The organism is Lysinibacillus sp. FW12 (assembly GCF_050817245.1).
GTDB lineage: Bacteria > Bacillota > Bacilli > Bacillales_A > Planococcaceae > Lysinibacillus > Lysinibacillus irui.
On record NZ_CP139094.1, the window covers coordinates 4278563 to 4295638 of the forward strand.

The window sequence follows — 17076 nt, forward strand, 5'->3', positions numbered from 1 at the left end:
TAAATATAGCATTCTCAAAAATTGGTGTCTAGCAACAAATAGCTTTTTTCTATAATTTCGAGCATAATTTTTACCTAAAACAGAATTAAAGGATTTCACAAACACAAATCAATTGTATGATGTACATCTTTCTTTCATTACAAAATACAAAAAAATTTCCCTCGCATTAACACAAGGGAAAATTCCTTTTTATACAACTTTCGGTAGTTTACGGAGCCATGAAATAATAACAGCAACAATTAAGGCGAAACCTAAGTAGCCCATTGTGGAATAGACTTTACCAACTAATGTAGTAAATCCTACTAGGCTTGCAGCAAAACCTATCAATCCAATAACTACAATACTAACCTTAAAATATTGATGGTCTGGCGCAATAAATCGAACTGTAAATGAATAGAACATTCCTACCGCAGTATTGTACATCATGCCTAGTAAAGCAATGGACATTAAGACACCTACTATAGGGTGTATTTGTTTTGCTAATTGTAATGTTGGCATTGCTGCTCCATCAACAACATTTATTTTAGCAAACATGGCTATATTGATTAGTACAATTAACACACCAAGCATTAAACCGCCAAGTAGTCCTCCTCTGCCAGCAACTTTGCGGTCTTTTACTGTTCCACCCATCACAATTAACATTGCAGCACCAGCAGCGATATTATAGGAAACATAAAGCAACGCTCCCATTAGCCAATTAGACGCTGCAGACGGTTGTGCTTTCGCTAAAGCATTTTGCTCTGCGATGGATATATCCATTGTAAAAATGGAATATATCAAAATAATAAAAATGATACCCATTAAATAAGGGGTCACTAATGCTATTAAATTAATAATATTGTTAACATTTAATAGTAAGGTTAGTATGGTTACAACGACCATAAAAATACTACCAACCACTGGATTGATGCCAAACATTTGATGAAATGTCGATCCTGACCCAGCAAACATAACTACAGCAACACCAAATAAGAAAAACGTGATAACGATATCTAAAATAATGCCTACATATCGCCCTCCAATATGATAGATAACCTCTTTATGTGATGTTGTTTGTAGATCTGTCCCTAATTGTGCTAAACTCATCCCTAAAAATGCGAAGGCAAGTGTAGCAACAATGGCACCTATAATACTGTACAAGCCAAAGCTTGTAAAATACTGCATAATTTCCTGACCCGATGCAAACCCTGCACCAACAATTAAGCCTACAAATGCTCCACCTATCTGCCAACTTTTTTTCATAGCACACCTACTATTCTATTATATGAACTTAAGTCTAATTATTGATATGTTTTCTGTGCGACTGTGAAGGAACTAACCGTTTCCCTATTTATTTCATAACCAATTCCTATTTGCTGTGGTACTTCAATGTAACCATCTTTTACAACTACTTCTGGTTCGATAATATCCTTTTCCCAATATCGATTAGAGCCGGCAGTATCTCCTGGTAATATAAAATTCGACAACGTTGTTAAGGCCACATTGTGCGCACGACCAATACCAGATTCCAACATGCCGCCGCACCATACAGGAATGTTATGGGCCTCACAATAATCATGTATTTTTTTTGCTTCCGTTAGGCCACCAACACGACCAATTTTTATATTTATAATTTTGGTGCTACCTAATTCTACAGCCTTTCGTGCATCTTCTAATGAATGGATACTTTCGTCCAAACAAATTGGTGTTTCGATTAATTTTTGCAATGAAGCATGATCGATAATATCATCTGAAGCAAGTGGTTGCTCAATCATTGTTAAGTTAAATGCATCAAGTTGTTTCAATATTTCAGCATCTTCTAGACGATAGGCTGAATTGGCATCTGCCATAAAGGCTACATCAGGAAACGTTTCCCTTAATGTACGCATAACCTCTACATCCCAGCCTGGTTTTATTTTGATTTTCATGCGTTTATAGCCTTCCTTAACATAGCCGTCAACTAACGCAACTAACTCCTCGATTGAATTTTGTATTCCAATACTAATACCTACTTCAATTTTTTCCTTTTTACCACCAAGTGCTGTTGCTAGGGATTGGCCAGTTTGCTGCGCATATATATCCCAAATTGCTCCTTCAATCGTCGATTTCGCCATATTGTTTTTACGAATGGGCTCAAATAATTGACTGACTTCATCAGGGTGATGAATCTCTTTATTTAAAATAAGAGGAATGAGGAAGTCTTCAAGCATATGCCAGTTTGTTTGGAGTGTTTCTTCATTGTACCAAGGTGAATGAAAGGCAACTGATTCTCCCCAACCAATTAAGCCTGATTCCTCTTTAGCCTCAAGGACTAAAAAGTCCCTCTCATCAAACGTGCCAAAGCTTGTTGTAAACGGTGCTTTTAATTTCATCTTCAGTTGTCGTATTGTGATTTCTGTAATTTTCATTTTAATTTGCCCCTTCCAAATTTAAAGCTGCTTTTTTCACGAAAACATATTCGTTAAAGTATTCTTGTTGCTGCAGTGAAATAGCGGCATACCCTGCTAAAAATAGCTGCTTTAGTATATTTCTTGTTTTGAAACGCCAATCCAATGCTAAGCTAGGATTTTGTGCTTTTAAGGCTTGAAAGTCCTGAGGAACAGGTAGCGTATACATCCCTTCCTTAAATTCCAAATTTTCAGTCATTTCTAAACATAATAAACCCTGCTTTGTAAGTTCACAGCTTGCCACTGGTATTGCATTCGCTACTTCTATTGCAATGTCATTCACCACATAATCTGAAGTTAAATGCCAGCTCACCTCAAATCGATCAGAGGGCAACCCTTTATTGAAGCCATCCTCCATTTCACCGTAGCAATTTTCTATATAGGTATAACAAATACCCTTTAATTTAGATAGATTAAGATAAGCATTTCGGGTTTCGAGAGGGTCAAATGTCCATACCATTAAATCATAGCCTCGATCAATAGCAATAGCTCGCTGTTCATACTTTAACTTTTCTCCTATACCTAGTGATCGGTATTTTTCATCAATCCCTAACATATGTGAGCATAGATAGCTTTTGCCTTCTCGAAAACCCGCAAAACCATAACTAAAACCGACTAATTTATCTTCTTGATAGGCACCTACAACGATGCCCCCATTTTTCACTGCGGTAAGCGTTTGATGGAGAGGAATTGCAGGCATGCCCCAAACATCAAACTCTAATTGCTGAACTTGCTCAAGTTGTTCTATTGTTTTGATTTCTCTTATCTCTATCATAGCTATCTCTTCTTTCTATATCTTTATAATGCTCTTAAAATAGCCCTTGTAATAATATTTACACCTATTAAAAGCCGATCTCGATTAAAGGTCATTTGCGGATGGTGTAAGCCCGGAGTAACCCCACAGCCTAATCCAAGCATTGTAGCTTTAAGCTTCGGACGTTCATAGGTATAAAAATGAAAATCCTCCCCTCCTGGTGTAACAACTGGTGGAGCACAAGCCTTTTCCCCAACTACATCAATAATAGCTTCCTTCATATGTTGTAAGGCTTCATCATCCACCAATGCTGCCACTATATGAGCATCGACCTGTAAAAAAATCTTGGCACCATACATCGCTTCAACAGACGCTTTTACACGCTCCACCCCCTCTGTGATTACCTGCATCACTTCATTTGTTTGGGCTCGTGCATCAATGCTAAAGCTAGCTTTACCAGGAATAATATTTGTGGAGGTGCCTCCTGCATTAAACTGTGTCATTTTGACAGAGGCAGAGATAGTTGGATCCGTCCAAATTTTTTGAAGACCTTCGACAATCGCTGCTCCAACCTCAATTGCATTAATGCCAAGTTCTGGTCGTGCGCCATGTGCCTCTTCCCCAATAATGGTCCCTGTAAAAAGCTTTGCTGCTCCGTGGTATAATGCTGGCGCATATGACCCATCCTGTAATTCCTTTAATGGTCGAACATGAACACCAAATAAATAATCTAAATCATCTATAATACCTTTTTCGACAAATGCGCGGGCTCCTTGTGCCTTTTCCTCAGCAGGTTGAAATAGAATGCGTACAGCACCTGACAATAAATGCTCCATTTCCTTTAACAGCAATGCAGTTCCAATAGCCATCGTCATATGACCATCGTGTCCACAAGAATGGTTAGCTTGAAAGACACCATTCACCTCCTGCCAAAGTGCATCTATATCAGTGCGAAACCCTACTCTAGGTGTTCCTTTACCAATATCAACATAAAGTCCTGTCATATCTTCAAAAAGCTGCGGCTCCATCTGGGCCTCTCTCAATAAATTTGCTATATAGTGCGTTGTATTGTGTTCTTGCCAACTAACTTCCGGATGTTCATGTAAATGTTTAAAAATATTTGCCAGACGTGGCTGTAACTTTTGTAATACTTGATTCATAGTAGTCAACTCCATCGGTTTGCTAAAAAGCTATTTTGGAAATCATCATATTTTACGCGTTGATTTTCATAATAGTCATGATCTTGTGCAGTCATCCCAGCTATTAGAGTATTTAAAAATGCTATGAGTGCTGGCATAGCATCTATTGTGGACACTTCTTGTTGTTGTTCGTTCACAAAGGTAATGGTTGCATATTGTGTAATAGGTGCAATTTGAGAATCAGTAATGCCAATAATCTCACATTTTTTTTCTTGTAATTCAGCTGCAAATTGGATCGGTTCTTTAAAATAACGGTGGAACGATAAAATAATTACTACACTATCCTCATCAATCTCTTGGATAGCACGTATGACCTCACTTGTCTCAAAATTTAACAGTACAACATTTGGTCTCAAAAGATTTAATGTAAAATGAAGCCATTGTGCAGCTAAATGGGAGGAGCCATTCCCTGCAATATATATTTTTTTCTTCTCATGGAGCAATACTGAAGCTCGATTAAAATCTTCCTCATGAATGTTCTTAGCCATATTTAAAATGCGAGATGCATCTTTTTCCATAGTCTTTACATAAAAACGTGGATTTTCAAAAAGAGCTTGCTTAGATTGCAAATAATTTTGCAAACTACTTGCATTTCCTTCATTAAATAAATGCATTGTCACTTGACGTTGCAATTGTGCATAACCAGATAAGCCTAACGCATAACAAAAGCGGATAACTGTCGTTTCACTTACTCCAGCCTTTTCCCCTACATATGAAGCGGAGTGAACTCCAACTGTCTGTAAATTTTTTAAGATGAATGTAGCTACCTTTTGTTGACTTTTGGACAACTCTTGATATTTCTCTTGAATCATTTGCTGAATTGTTTGGTTCCCCATAAAAGAAGCGCATCCTTTTTTATTTATATTTTGAAGCCTTCACTTCATTTTTATGTACACTAGCCTAACATACATATTTTCTGAATTCAATATTTTTTCTGAAATTTTAGTTTTATCATCTCAATTGCTAAAGATCTTTCCATCGACATTTAACAAATTTCGCTTCAGTTAAACTGCCAACCCACTCAACCTATGCTATATTTAAAACCATGGAACTATGAAAGGGTGTTAACAATGGCAAAAAGCGTAGTAATCGCTGAAAAACCTTCTGTAGCACGTGATATTGCACGTGTGCTGAAGTGTACTAAAAAAGGAAATGGCTTCCTTGAAGGAGATAAATACATTGTTACTTGGGCGCTTGGACATCTTGTAACACTAGCTGACCCTGAAAGTTATGATGTGAAATATAAAACGTGGAATCTTGAAGATTTACCAATGCTTCCTGAACGATTAAAATTAACTGTCATTAAACAAACTGGTAAACAATTTAATGCAGTCAAAAGCCAACTTACACGCAATGATGTAAGTGAAGTAATTATTGCGACAGATGCTGGACGTGAAGGTGAATTAGTAGCACGCTGGATACTTGATAAAGTAAAGATTAAAAAACCACTTAAACGCTTATGGATTTCTTCAGTAACCGATAAAGCAATAAAAGATGGTTTTGCCAATCTAAAGCCTGGCAAAGCATATGATAACCTCTATGCATCTGCTGTAGCTCGTTCTGAGGCTGATTGGTATATCGGGCTCAATGCAACTCGTGCTTTAACTACTCGCTTTAATGCACAGCTCAACTGCGGACGTGTCCAAACGCCAACGGTCGCTATTATTGCCGCACGTGAGGATGAAATTAAAAATTTTAAAGCCCAAACTTATTATGGTATAGAAGCACAAACGACTGACAATTTGAAGCTTACATGGCAGGATGCAAACGGTAATAGCCGTTCATTTGATAAAGAAAAAACTGATATCTTAGTTAAGAAACTTGGAAATAGCAATGCCATCGTTGCTGATATTGAAAAGAAACCTAAAAAATCGTATGCTCCAGGCCTCTATGATTTAACGGAATTACAGCGTGATGCCAATAAAATTTTCGGCTACTCTGCAAAAGAAACGCTGAATATTATGCAAAAGCTTTACGAACAACATAAAGTATTAACATATCCACGTACTGATTCTCGCTTTATTTCTCAAGATATCGTGGCAACAATACCTGAACGCTTAAAGGCGTGTGGCATCGGTGAGTATCGTTCGATCGCTAACAAACTACTTACTAAACCAATCAAGCCTACAAAGGCCTTTGTCGATGATAGTAAGGTCTCAGATCACCATGCCATTATTCCAACAGAAGGTTTTGTAAATTATTCTGCGTTTACAGATAAAGAACGTAAAATTTATGATCTTGTTGTGAAACGATTCCTAGCGGTGCTACTTCCTGCTTTTGAATATGAGCAATTAACATTACGTGCAAAAATAGGCGATGAAAGCTTTATTGCCCGCGGAAAAACAATTTTATCAGCTGGCTGGAAGGAAGTTTATGAACATCGCTTCGATGATGACGACTCGACGGATGATGTAAAGGAACAAATACTACCACGAATTGAGAAAGGTGATATATTAAAAATAAAATTGCTTGCCCAAACATCTGGTCAAACAAAACCACCTGCTCGTTTTAATGAAGCTACACTGTTATCAGCGATGGAGAACCCAACAAAATACATGGCAACAAATGATAAAAAACTAGCAGACACATTAAAATCTACGGGTGGACTTGGCACAGTGGCAACACGAGCTGATATTATTGATAAGCTTTTTAATTCCTTCTTAATCGAAAAACGTGGTGGTAAAGATATATATATTACTTCTAAAGGTCGTCAACTACTTGATTTAGTGCCTGAGGAATTAAAGTCCCCTGCCCTCACGGCTGAATGGGAGCAAAAGCTTGAGCTCATTGCAAAGGGCAAGCTCAAAAAAGATGTATTTATTAGCGAGATGAAAAATTATACACAAGAAATTGTGTCTGAAATTAAGGGCAGCGACAAAAAATATAAACACGACAATATCTCGACTAAATCCTGTCCAGATTGCGGAAAACCAATGCTTGAGGTAAATGGTAAGAAGGGGAAAATGCTTGTCTGTCAGGATCGTGAGTGTGGTCATCGTAAAAATGTCTCACGTACAACAAATGCACGTTGTCCACAATGTCATAAAAAATTAGAGCTTCGCGGTGAAGGCGATGGTCAAATTTTCGTTTGTAAATGTGGCTATCGTGAAAAATTATCAGCCTTTGAGGCAAGACGTAAAAAAGAAGGCGGAGGAAAGGTAGATAAACGCTCCGTACAAAAGTACTTAAAGCAACAAAAGAATGAGGAACCAGTGAACAATGCACTTGCTGAAGCATTGAAAGGTTTAAAATTCGACTAAGCAAACTGAGCAAATATTGCGCCTAGAAAGGATGACGGAGGAAAGGAAATCACCTCCCTCGCCTTGCTAAACGTTCTTTTGCTGTAACATCACTATCTTCTACAACATAAGAGCAAATTTACATTTAGTGTAAATTTGCTCTTTTATTTATGCATACTCAAATCCTCAAAACATATCTTGAATTGACCGAATATTCTTTATATTAAAGGAGGATTTATTAGAATGGAAGCGAAAAATTTTAGACCACGGAATGTGATTTTTATGACGATTGTTGTTGGTGTATCTGTGTTAATTGGTCAAGCTATTTATGTTCTGTTTATAGATGTGCCATTCCCATAATAAGTAGTTAACTCTTTAATTGTCTGAGCAAATATTTTTCATTCTCTATTATTTCCTGATGATTTGGTTTCCATTTTTGCGCCTCTGAATTATGCTGATAGGCATTTTCAAATAACCGTAACTCCCTATAAAGCAAACTTAATTGCAAATGGGGAATCCACGTTGAGTAAGCCCATTTTTGGATCGTCATCGTATCAACAGGAGCTTGTTGCAGAGCTTGGGAATACCAATAAATAGCCTCTTTATATTTCGATTGTTCCATAAAAAATTGGCCCATTCGGCAACATGCTTCTGGCTTTGGTCGATCATATAAGAAAGATTGCAAAATAGCTTGCTGGGCCTGTTTATCATCATGTAAGCGTCGATAGCATTCCCCAACATGTAAGCAAGCCTCAATACGGTCATCTACTGTTCCTAAATCATGATCCAAAAATGTATTGTATTGATTGATCGCTTCTAAGTAACGTTGATGCGTTTTTAGTTCATTAGCATAAAAAAATAGGTCTCTTGCTGAAAGTGAATGTCCCTCTTTTAGTAAACCTTCATAAATACAAATATTACGATAAAGATCTCTGGATAATGGCAAATGTGTGATAGCTATATCACTATGATAAAACGGACCTGATACCTTTAATTCCTCATGAACAGCACCTTCCCATTGAAAATGACTTGCCCTTTTTACTAGACGAACATTTCGTTTACTACACTCTACTACTCCATCATGATCAAGTGATAGGTAGTAATCCATCGTTACCGCGTCAATAGAAGGAAATAAAGATTGCTTTAATTGACTGAACTTGTATTGGTTTTCCTTTGTTATGACGTCATCTGCATCAAGCCATAAAATATAGTCTTTTGTTGCCTGTTTAAAGGAAAAATTACGCGCCTTGGCAAAATGATCAGACCAAGGAATATCATAAATTCGAGAGGTATAATTCTGAATAATAGTCTTCGTACGATCAGTTGAACCTGTATCAATGATATTGATCTCGTCAACTATATGCTGAACCGAATCTAAACATCTTTCAATTGTAGATTGTGCATTTTTAACAATCATACATAAACTAATCGTTAACATCTGGTCCCCTCCTTAACCATGTTGAAATGTACACTCTTGCAGTATTTTATCGAAAAAATATTCCAATTATCACCCGACTTTTTAATTTATCGTGAAAACACAAAAAAACGAACGCGATACACGTTCGTTTTTGTTTTAGATTTTGAACTTCTGCTGAATCAAGACAAATATTGCTCTCGCCATGTTAGTTGCTCTTTGTCAGTAAGCTGTTGCTCAAGATAATGATCCCATCGATTGAGAAACGTATTCCACACACGCACAAATAGTATATCTTGTTCTTTATCATAAAGAACAAACTCTAAACATGGGCTATCATTAATTTGTTGCGCTTCCGTTTGAACAATTTTTGTGATGACTTTTTGGGAGTTGCCCACTTCCTCTTCATTCTCCTCTTGTAATGCTGCTATCACCAGTGATTCTTCAAACTGCTCCTGTTGTTCTGCCTTTTTATCAATATAACGATATAGCTCTGGTAGGTCATCGTATTCTTCTCTATTATCTGCATCAATAGTTAGAAATGATTGATGGCAAGGACTGAAGTAAAGCGTGGTCTTTTCTATTTCTAGCTCTTCCTCAAAGATTCCCTGTTCAAGCTGCAGCTGTCCTTTTTCAGTTAGCCTATAATAGTTATCCTCTTTCTTCATAAGGTTGACTCGAACCATTAAAGAAACCAAATCCTCAATAAATAATGGATCTACAAGCAAAAGCTCACTCAATTCAAGAGTACTTTCAAAATCAGCCTCTTGGATGCTTATTAGTAGCATGGTCATTAAGACATCCATTGTCGAACGGCGCACAGGCTCATACATTACTTCTACTGTCCTAATGGGAATACACCATTCAGCAGTTTTGACAATCTTAATATTGCGATTTTGTTGAAGCTCACGCATTAGCCGTTGCTGTAATTTTGACAATCTACATCACCAATCCTTCATGATTACGCAAGCCGTTGTAGGATTTTACTGTATTTAATAAATTAGTATACATTTCTCTTGTATCTTGATGTTTTGCACGTTTCGCAAACATTTCAGCACTGCCAATAAGCAATAGTAACTCACGGGCACGAGATAGCGCGACATTTAAGCGACGATAATCTTTTGCAAAGCCGATGTCTCCCCCCTTAGGAGTATTTCGAACCATACTCACTAAAATAACATCCATTTCCATACCTTGGAACTTATCAACTGTTCCTGTTCTAAACTGCAAATGCGGTAGCTGTAATTCTTGCTGTAGGAGACGATTTATTCTCTTTACCTGCTCACCGTAAAAACTAATGACACCGACACTTTTCTTTGCGTCTTGCGGTATTCGTCCTGCTTCTTTTGCTACCTTAACTGCATCATTTAAGTCTAATAAAATATGACGGATTGTTTGTAACTCTCCTTCATTATAACGACTTGTTCCACCCTTCACTTGCTCCTCTAAATAGGGTTTTTCAGTAGGGATATCAATCCAAAGTAAATGATCATGTCGTTTTACAAATTGCCCCTCTAAGCCATGATCCCTTGCTGCATCTGAATCTGGTAAACCACATTGTAAACCATTTTCCTCCTTCGCATAAAATGGTGTGATGCTTTGCATAATTTTTTCATGCATACGATATTGGAGTGCTAGCATTTGTTTATGTGTTGGAGGCAGATTATTAAATAAACGTTCAAATAATGACTCTCGTAATAGATTTTTCAATTCTTGTGCGCCTTCAAAATTCGGATTTTCTTCTAGCATCGCCTTTAAAGTTTCCTCCAGCGTATCGTCTCCTAACAGTGGAGGTAGCTGATGATGATCACCTACTAAAATAACTTTTTTTCCCTTAAGCATTGGTAGTAGTAGCTCTGGTGGTGTAGCCTTTGAAACTTCATCAATAATGACAACATCAAAAGTAGGATAATTCTCCATAAATTCTTTACTTGCGGACGCTACACATGTTGTTCCAATAACGTTCGCATGACGCACATACAATTTTCGAATTTCATCTAAATCATATTCTGTTGCGTTTTGAAGTTTTTCACGCCACTGTTCTTGTAGCTTTTTGCGAAGTGGTAGCTGTTTTTCCTGCCTGTGCAATGTTTCAATTGCTTGTTTGGAAGTTTGAATAGCTTCCATCACCTCTTCAGCCGTTCTCTCTGGCGTTGATTGCAAAAGTTTTGTATATGTTGCTAATTGCTTTTCTTTCTTCAATCCAGCTATATTAATGTCTTTTATCCGCTCTTCCATTTGTGTTAGCTGTTGCTCTATATCATGTAAGCTTGATGTGACAGTCTTCAGTGAGGCTTGCTTTGGCACAAGTTGTACTTTTGCCTGTTCCACTGTCTCTAGCTGCTTACTTGCTTGCTGTAGAGCTTCTCGAGATTGTGCTGAAAGTATCTTTAAATATTCAACTGATTCTTCTGGCTCCTCAGCAATTTGAAAAGTATTTGCTAATTGTTGTAAACGCTCTGTATGCTGTAAAAATGGTTGCAGCTGTCGTTGGTAACTTTGCACATCAAAGCTAGTTATTGCACACTCCTGATGAATTAAAGTCATGAGATTTTTTCGGAAAGAATCGTATTCCTGATCCTTATGCTCTTGTTGTTGTTTTAGTGCTACTCCCTTTTGCCAAACGTAATCACGACGCATATATAGCCCAAGCAAATAACTTTCGATCATATCATTTGCTGGTGCTTGGCCATCCTGAAACGCAGTGTTTAACTGTGCGAATACACCTGTAAGGTTTTGCAAAGAAAACGATTGTACTGGTTGCAATCTACTTTTAGCAAATGCTCGTTCCTTGACTTCATGAGTAACTAAAGCCTCTAACTTCGCAATTGCCTTTTGTAGACGCGCATTGATTGTGGACCATGCCTCTAAATCTTTGGCATCTTCTAAATGTTTTAAGCGATTCATTTGATGTGACAGTACATGAGAAGGGCGAATTTGATAATGTTGTAAAAATCGCTCGATTAGCTCAAAGGATGTTAATGTATGGATATACTTTTGTGCTTCCTTCATGATAACTAGTCGATTACTTTCGATTTCATATTTATGTTGAATTTCTTGAAATTGCTGTGTTAGCTGCTGCTTTTGTTCTTGCAATTCCTTATATTGAGCTGCCGCTTCTAGTTGTTCCACTTTACGTGTAGTTTCTTGAATCGTACGTTGTAATTGCTCAACAGAAGGATAATCTGCAAGTGTCTGCTCAAGCTGCTGTACAATTGGTTCAATTTGTGCAAGCTGTTTCTCATAATGATCTTTTTGGGCTTCACTTGACTGTTGATCCGCCTTAGCAGCTTTTAATTCTTTTTTTAATGCTTGAATTTCCTGCTGTAAAATAGGTTCATCAATAGCCGCTTGCTCTTTTGCAGCTATTTCCTGTCTTAGTTGCTCTAGCCATTGCTCTAATTTTTCTAGTTCATTTTGTGCTTTTTCAACGTTTGCTTTTAACTCTTGCTCACGTTCTGGGAATACCAATATAGCCTCTTCAATTGCCGCCAATGTTTGTTCCCGCCACTGAAGAGCTACATTTTCCTCTATAAACTTTTTGCCTTCTTCCTCAATACTTTCCGTTCTACCATATCGTAAAATACGAATTTCTTGATTGGATAGCAACCGTCCTAATGCATTATCGACTGCTAAATTTGATTGCGACGCAACAAGTGTTTTTAAACCTGCCTTTACATTTTGCTGACAAATCTCTGAAATCACGGTTGTTTTCCCCGTACCTGGAGGACCTTGTATAACATATAAATCCTCAACAGATAATGCACCTAAAACAGCGCGTCGTTGATATTCATTTAAGTTATTATGAAACTCAATATCTTCTCGTAGCTTGGACGCTCGGACTGTTGGACGCCGTTCAAACAGGATTGTTTCTAGATTAGGGTTCACTGCCTCTCCCTTCTCTAGCTTTGTAAAGCCGTTGCGTAGTCTTCTAATTTGACTTAGTGTCGCAAAATTACTGAAACTTGCTTGTTTCGAGCGTAGATTAAGCTGATCTTTACGAGCTAAATCCTGAACGAAAGGTTTTAAATCAATTTCAACTGTTTGCTTTCCAGCGTTCGCTTTTAAAACTTGTCCAATTTCACCGCGAACCCCTTGAATGCTTACACTTAATCCTTCTAACTGCTTCCATTCTTTATTCTTTATGTAGGGACATACAATGGTTAACCGTGTAAAATCCTCGTTAAAATAGCTTTGCTTAAATTCGCTATGAATATCGTCAATGGTCGCATCGCGTTCTTGGATTTTTAAATAGCCTTCCCAACTAGCTATACGTTTTTTTACATATTCTGTACGTTCTTCCGCTATTGGAAGCTGTCTTATTTTCGTATGAAGCTCTAGCGGAATACCTGCACCATTGTTAGGTTTTGTAACAAATTGCAAGGCAGCTGCTAATCGACGATTTGTATTGATTGGCCCACGCATATGGACAAAACGAATATTTGTCGCTAGCAATCCTTCCACCTTTAGCACACAATCCATAATAACGGTTTTCTCAGCAAGAAAATCGTGTAATTTTTCATTGTCTTGCGCATTAAAATAGATGGATAAAAATGTTTCACCAACTGTTTTAGCTTTCCGTTTTTCAATATAGACGGTAAAAGATCTTTGTAACGCAAAAAAGGCATGCTCGTTTGCTGAGCATTCCTCTACCGCTTCCTTCGCCTTATTGGTCAAAATAAGATTACAGCGTTGTTTTTCTAGTAAAGCGATGTCCTGCATGAGCAGCCCTCCCTCCTGTGTCACTAAAGTTTTATTTTATCACATCCCAAAAGAATACTTACAAAGAAAAATCCCCTGCACAGTGATTTCTTACCACCGTACAAGGGTTATTTTAATGTTGATCAATTGTTTCCTTCGGCAAATTCTTGCTCATTTCGCAATATTGAACAAATACACGTGCTAATTCACGTAACCGGCTGTGCACATCTTCATCTACAATTTTATTATCTGCATCAAAATGTGATGTGTGTGTATATACATAGTTAGGCGTTACAAGAGCACGGAAGTAATCCAAAATCGGCTTTAATTGATTTTCGACTACAAGATGGTGCTGATATGTGCCTCCATTCGCAACAATGGATACTGGCTTATAACGCATTGTTTTAGGATGTAAGAAGTCGAAAGCATTTTTCAAAACACCTGGAATGGACGCTTGAAAAATAGGTGTTGCAATAATATAAGCGTCTGCTTCCTCAAATTGTTGAATCATTTTCTTCATATCATCGTTGAGTGGTGAACCATCCACAATTTGATGCTTATATTGACTAAAATGCATCATTTCTAACTCGAAACTAGCATCTAATTCTTTAATATATTGTTCCACTTGCTCTAAAATAGCACCTGTTTTACGACCAAACATTGTGCCATCAACGAGTAAAATTTTCATCTTTACTTTGCCTCCACATTCATCTTCTACAATAATATTGTAACAAATGAAAAGTGGCTCGGAAAGAATTGTAGTGTGGAAAGGAACAATTTCAGTCTTTAGGCGGAACGGAAACACTATTTACATTATTTTTTCTCTTGATCGCGATGCCGAAAATGGACTTCCTTATCAATAACTGTTTCCTCAAGCTTATATTTATCTCGATTAATAACTACATCACGATTTACTTTCTCGCCTTCATGTAGCTTATCCCAGTTAAATAATACCTCTCTTGAAATGGTATCTTCTGAAGCTTCGGGATACTCGCATGTTGCTAATTCATCTGACGAATAAATAGTGACTGACTGCTGCTTACCATATAAGGCAATGATGATCATAGCCTTAGCCACCTGTGAGGCATCAATTGCTCTAGAGCGTTTAAAAGGTCCTATTAGTAGAGGATGTGCAAACTTTAATAGTTTTTCTCCTACCTTTTCCCCTAATCGAAATTCATCCCGATCTCCTACTAACAGTGATGGTCGGATAATAGAAAGCCTCTGTAAACCCAACTCCACTAAATCATGCTCTAGTTTTCCTTTAACCCGATTATAGTAAAAAGGCGAATTTTCATTGGCTCCCATTGCTGTGATGACGATAAAATGAGGAATGCCACGTTTTTTTGCTAAGGAGGCAATTGCTAATGGATATTCAAAATCTACCTTTTCAAACATCTCACGAGAACCTGCTTTTTTTATAGTTGTTCCTAAGCAACAATACAATTCATGAGCAAATTCAATATCTTGTTCTTCTATCTGATCAAAATCACAAATTTTCACTTCTAGCTTTGGATGTGTAAAAGTTGGCTTTCTCCGTGCAATAACTGTTACTGAAACATATTCATTATTGTTACATAGTTGTTCAACAAGAGAGGAACCCGTTAAACCTGTTGCCCCTACAACAATCGCCGCACGCATGCTCATGCTTCTCCCCTCCTTCTCCATAATTTACATTAACGTATGTTTCTTTCCTTATCTTGGCCTTACTATATATATCGACCAATTTTATGATGATTAAAAAGTTAATTATGATGTCCTTCAAGATAGCAATTTAGAAGATTCTCTAAAGTCCATCGTGACCAAATCCTAAATTTTACACATACTTGTTCTTTCTTCGCCATAATTTAAAGAGACAGAGGAAAGGGTGGGATACATTTGCAAAAAGAAACGCAAGCAATTGAACCAAAAAAAACGATTGTTTTCATTATTGAAAGCTGTATTGATAAAGGGCTGTATCCTTTTGAACGGGTTTCAACATTAGCTAAGCTACTTACTAATGAGAAAGTTCTTATATTTGTAAAGACTCCTTCGAATGAAGGTATTCAAATTTTAATGAATGAAGGTCTTTCTCCTATTTTATTTGACCATTTTAACGAACTGCCTAAGCAAATTAAAGGAATTCAGCCTGATTTAATTGTCAGAGATGGGCGTAACTCTGAAAGCTGGCAAGTACAAGATTTACGACCTTTCTGTAAAACCATTATTCACTTCGATGACTTTGGTGAAGGTGGTCAAGCCTGTGATTGTGTATTACTAGCACTCTATCAAGAAGTTAAAGATTATTTACCGTCGCATTATATTGGCGGAAGTTTTGTTTTTGCACTACCAGAAGCTTATCAACAGTTTGACGACATCCCTGACAATAAAACACCTGAAAACCCTCCCCATATCGTTGTTGCTTTCGAAGATGGGGACGAGCATAATTTAACCTACCGAACACTTCGACACTTAACTCAACTACAAATCCCACTACAAATTACAGTTATGATTGACGATAGCTATCGCCATGCAACAGATGATTTGCAAATGATGGTTCTAAGTCGTCGCAATACCGCTATTCTTCGCGATAAAAACGCACTCCTTAAACTATTACCGAAAGCTGATGTCATTATTTGTAATGCTAACTATACACCTTATAAAATTGCTTCTTATGGTGTGCCCTGCATTACACTTGCACAAACTGAAGCTGAACTACTACATGCTTTCCCTCGGGAGCATAACGGCTTCATTCATCTTGGACTTGGTCGTAAAATGAAGCAATCACAAATCCAAAATGCTGTTATGGAGTTCCTTTTACATGAAGCTCGCAGTGAACGGGCTGTAAGAAAGCAGCGACAACTCAATCTTGCAGCAAACAACGAAACACTCCAAGCTTTACTTTTAGATTTTGCTTATGATCGTCATAATATCGCTTCTACTTAGTGCTACTTCGAAGATGATTATGATACAATATATAAGAATTTTTCACTCCAGCTCTTCTTGTGAAAGTTGGAACATAGGCAGATTCAAAAATTATCAGAACCCGATTGATTTAAATTATAAGCGGTGGGGGCTCAAAAAAACCTCCATCGCTTTTACACGCATTCGCTATACAAACATTCTCATAAAGGAGTCATAATCATGCCAACAAAAAGCGATATTGAATACCAAATTAAAGAGTTAAAAATGGACTATATGAATTTACAAGGTGATATCGAAAAATTAGAGTCTACTGGGCACAACGATCAGGTATCAAAAGCAGAGCAACGCCTTGCTAATATGGAAGCTAAGCTAGCAGAACTTAATAAACAATTAGCTGAACTATAAAATGTAAACACGAAGGATAGTTGGAGGAACTAAT

13 protein-coding genes are annotated in these 17076 nt (G+C 37.3%); 3 read left to right on the forward strand and 10 right to left on the reverse strand.

The window, feature by feature from the left end; all coding sequences use genetic code 11:
• Positions 1 to 189: 189 nt before the first annotated feature.
• From SJW71_RS21910 to SJW71_RS21930, 5 genes are read right to left on the reverse strand one after another with little or no spacing between them, the layout of a single operon-like run.
• The gene (locus SJW71_RS21910; protein ID WP_431811544.1) at positions 190 to 1242 is read right to left on the reverse strand and encodes a YkvI family membrane protein; all 1053 of its coding nucleotides are present in this window, start codon (positions 1240 to 1242) and stop codon (positions 190 to 192) included.
• A gap of 38 nt (positions 1243 to 1280) precedes the next feature.
• Positions 1281 to 2387: an o-succinylbenzoate synthase gene (gene menC, locus SJW71_RS21915; RefSeq protein ID WP_429979690.1), complete on the reverse strand. Its 1107-nt coding sequence runs from the start codon at positions 2385 to 2387 to the stop codon at positions 1281 to 1283.
• 1 nt (position 2388) lies between these two features.
• On the reverse strand, positions 2389 to 3201 hold the full coding sequence (locus SJW71_RS21920) for a GNAT family N-acetyltransferase (protein WP_322611220.1): 813 nt from the start codon (positions 3199 to 3201) through the stop codon (positions 2389 to 2391).
• Positions 3202 to 3224: 23 nt separating this feature from the next.
• Complete coding sequence (locus SJW71_RS21925; RefSeq protein ID WP_431811545.1) at positions 3225 to 4340, reverse strand: M20 peptidase aminoacylase family protein; 1116 nt, start codon at positions 4338 to 4340, stop codon at positions 3225 to 3227.
• 5 nt (positions 4341 to 4345) lie between these two features.
• Complete coding sequence (locus SJW71_RS21930; RefSeq protein ID WP_274795451.1) at positions 4346 to 5215, reverse strand: MurR/RpiR family transcriptional regulator; 870 nt, start codon at positions 5213 to 5215, stop codon at positions 4346 to 4348.
• A 234-nt stretch (positions 5216 to 5449) separates the two neighbouring features.
• Here SJW71_RS21930 and SJW71_RS21935 point away from each other — a divergent pair, with 234 nt between their 5' ends.
• Positions 5450 to 7639, forward strand: a complete 2190-nt coding sequence (locus SJW71_RS21935; protein ID WP_274795450.1) for a DNA topoisomerase III — start codon at positions 5450 to 5452, stop codon at positions 7637 to 7639.
• A 346-nt stretch (positions 7640 to 7985) separates the two neighbouring features.
• Here the strand turns inward: SJW71_RS21935 and SJW71_RS21940 are convergent, their stop codons facing one another.
• From SJW71_RS21940 to SJW71_RS21960, 5 genes are all read right to left on the reverse strand, one after another.
• Positions 7986 to 9056, reverse strand: coding sequence for a glycosyltransferase (locus SJW71_RS21940; protein ID WP_431811546.1), 1071 nt, complete (start codon positions 9054 to 9056; stop codon positions 7986 to 7988).
• A 158-nt stretch (positions 9057 to 9214) separates the two neighbouring features.
• The gene (locus SJW71_RS21945) at positions 9215 to 9970 is read right to left on the reverse strand and encodes a hypothetical protein (protein ID WP_407132679.1); all 756 of its coding nucleotides are present in this window, start codon (positions 9968 to 9970) and stop codon (positions 9215 to 9217) included.
• A gap of 1 nt (position 9971) precedes the next feature.
• Positions 9972 to 13754, reverse strand: coding sequence for a DEAD/DEAH box helicase (locus tag SJW71_RS21950; protein ID WP_431811547.1), 3783 nt, complete (start codon positions 13752 to 13754; stop codon positions 9972 to 9974).
• Positions 13755 to 13866: 112 nt separating this feature from the next.
• A complete protein-coding gene (locus tag SJW71_RS21955) occupies positions 13867 to 14421 on the reverse strand; it encodes an NADPH-dependent FMN reductase (protein ID WP_274795446.1) in 555 nt (184 codons plus the stop codon).
• A gap of 125 nt (positions 14422 to 14546) precedes the next feature.
• Positions 14547 to 15380, reverse strand: coding sequence for an oxidoreductase (locus SJW71_RS21960; protein WP_274795445.1), 834 nt, complete (start codon positions 15378 to 15380; stop codon positions 14547 to 14549).
• 231 nt (positions 15381 to 15611) lie between these two features.
• Here SJW71_RS21960 and SJW71_RS21965 point away from each other — a divergent pair, with 231 nt between their 5' ends.
• Both SJW71_RS21965 and SJW71_RS21970 read left to right on the forward strand, forming a co-directional pair.
• Positions 15612 to 16658: a PseG/SpsG family protein gene (locus tag SJW71_RS21965; protein ID WP_274795444.1), complete on the forward strand. Its 1047-nt coding sequence runs from the start codon at positions 15612 to 15614 to the stop codon at positions 16656 to 16658.
• A gap of 198 nt (positions 16659 to 16856) precedes the next feature.
• A complete protein-coding gene (locus SJW71_RS21970; protein ID WP_274795443.1) occupies positions 16857 to 17042 on the forward strand; it encodes an SE1832 family protein in 186 nt (61 codons plus the stop codon).
• Positions 17043 to 17076: the final 34 nt, after the last annotated feature.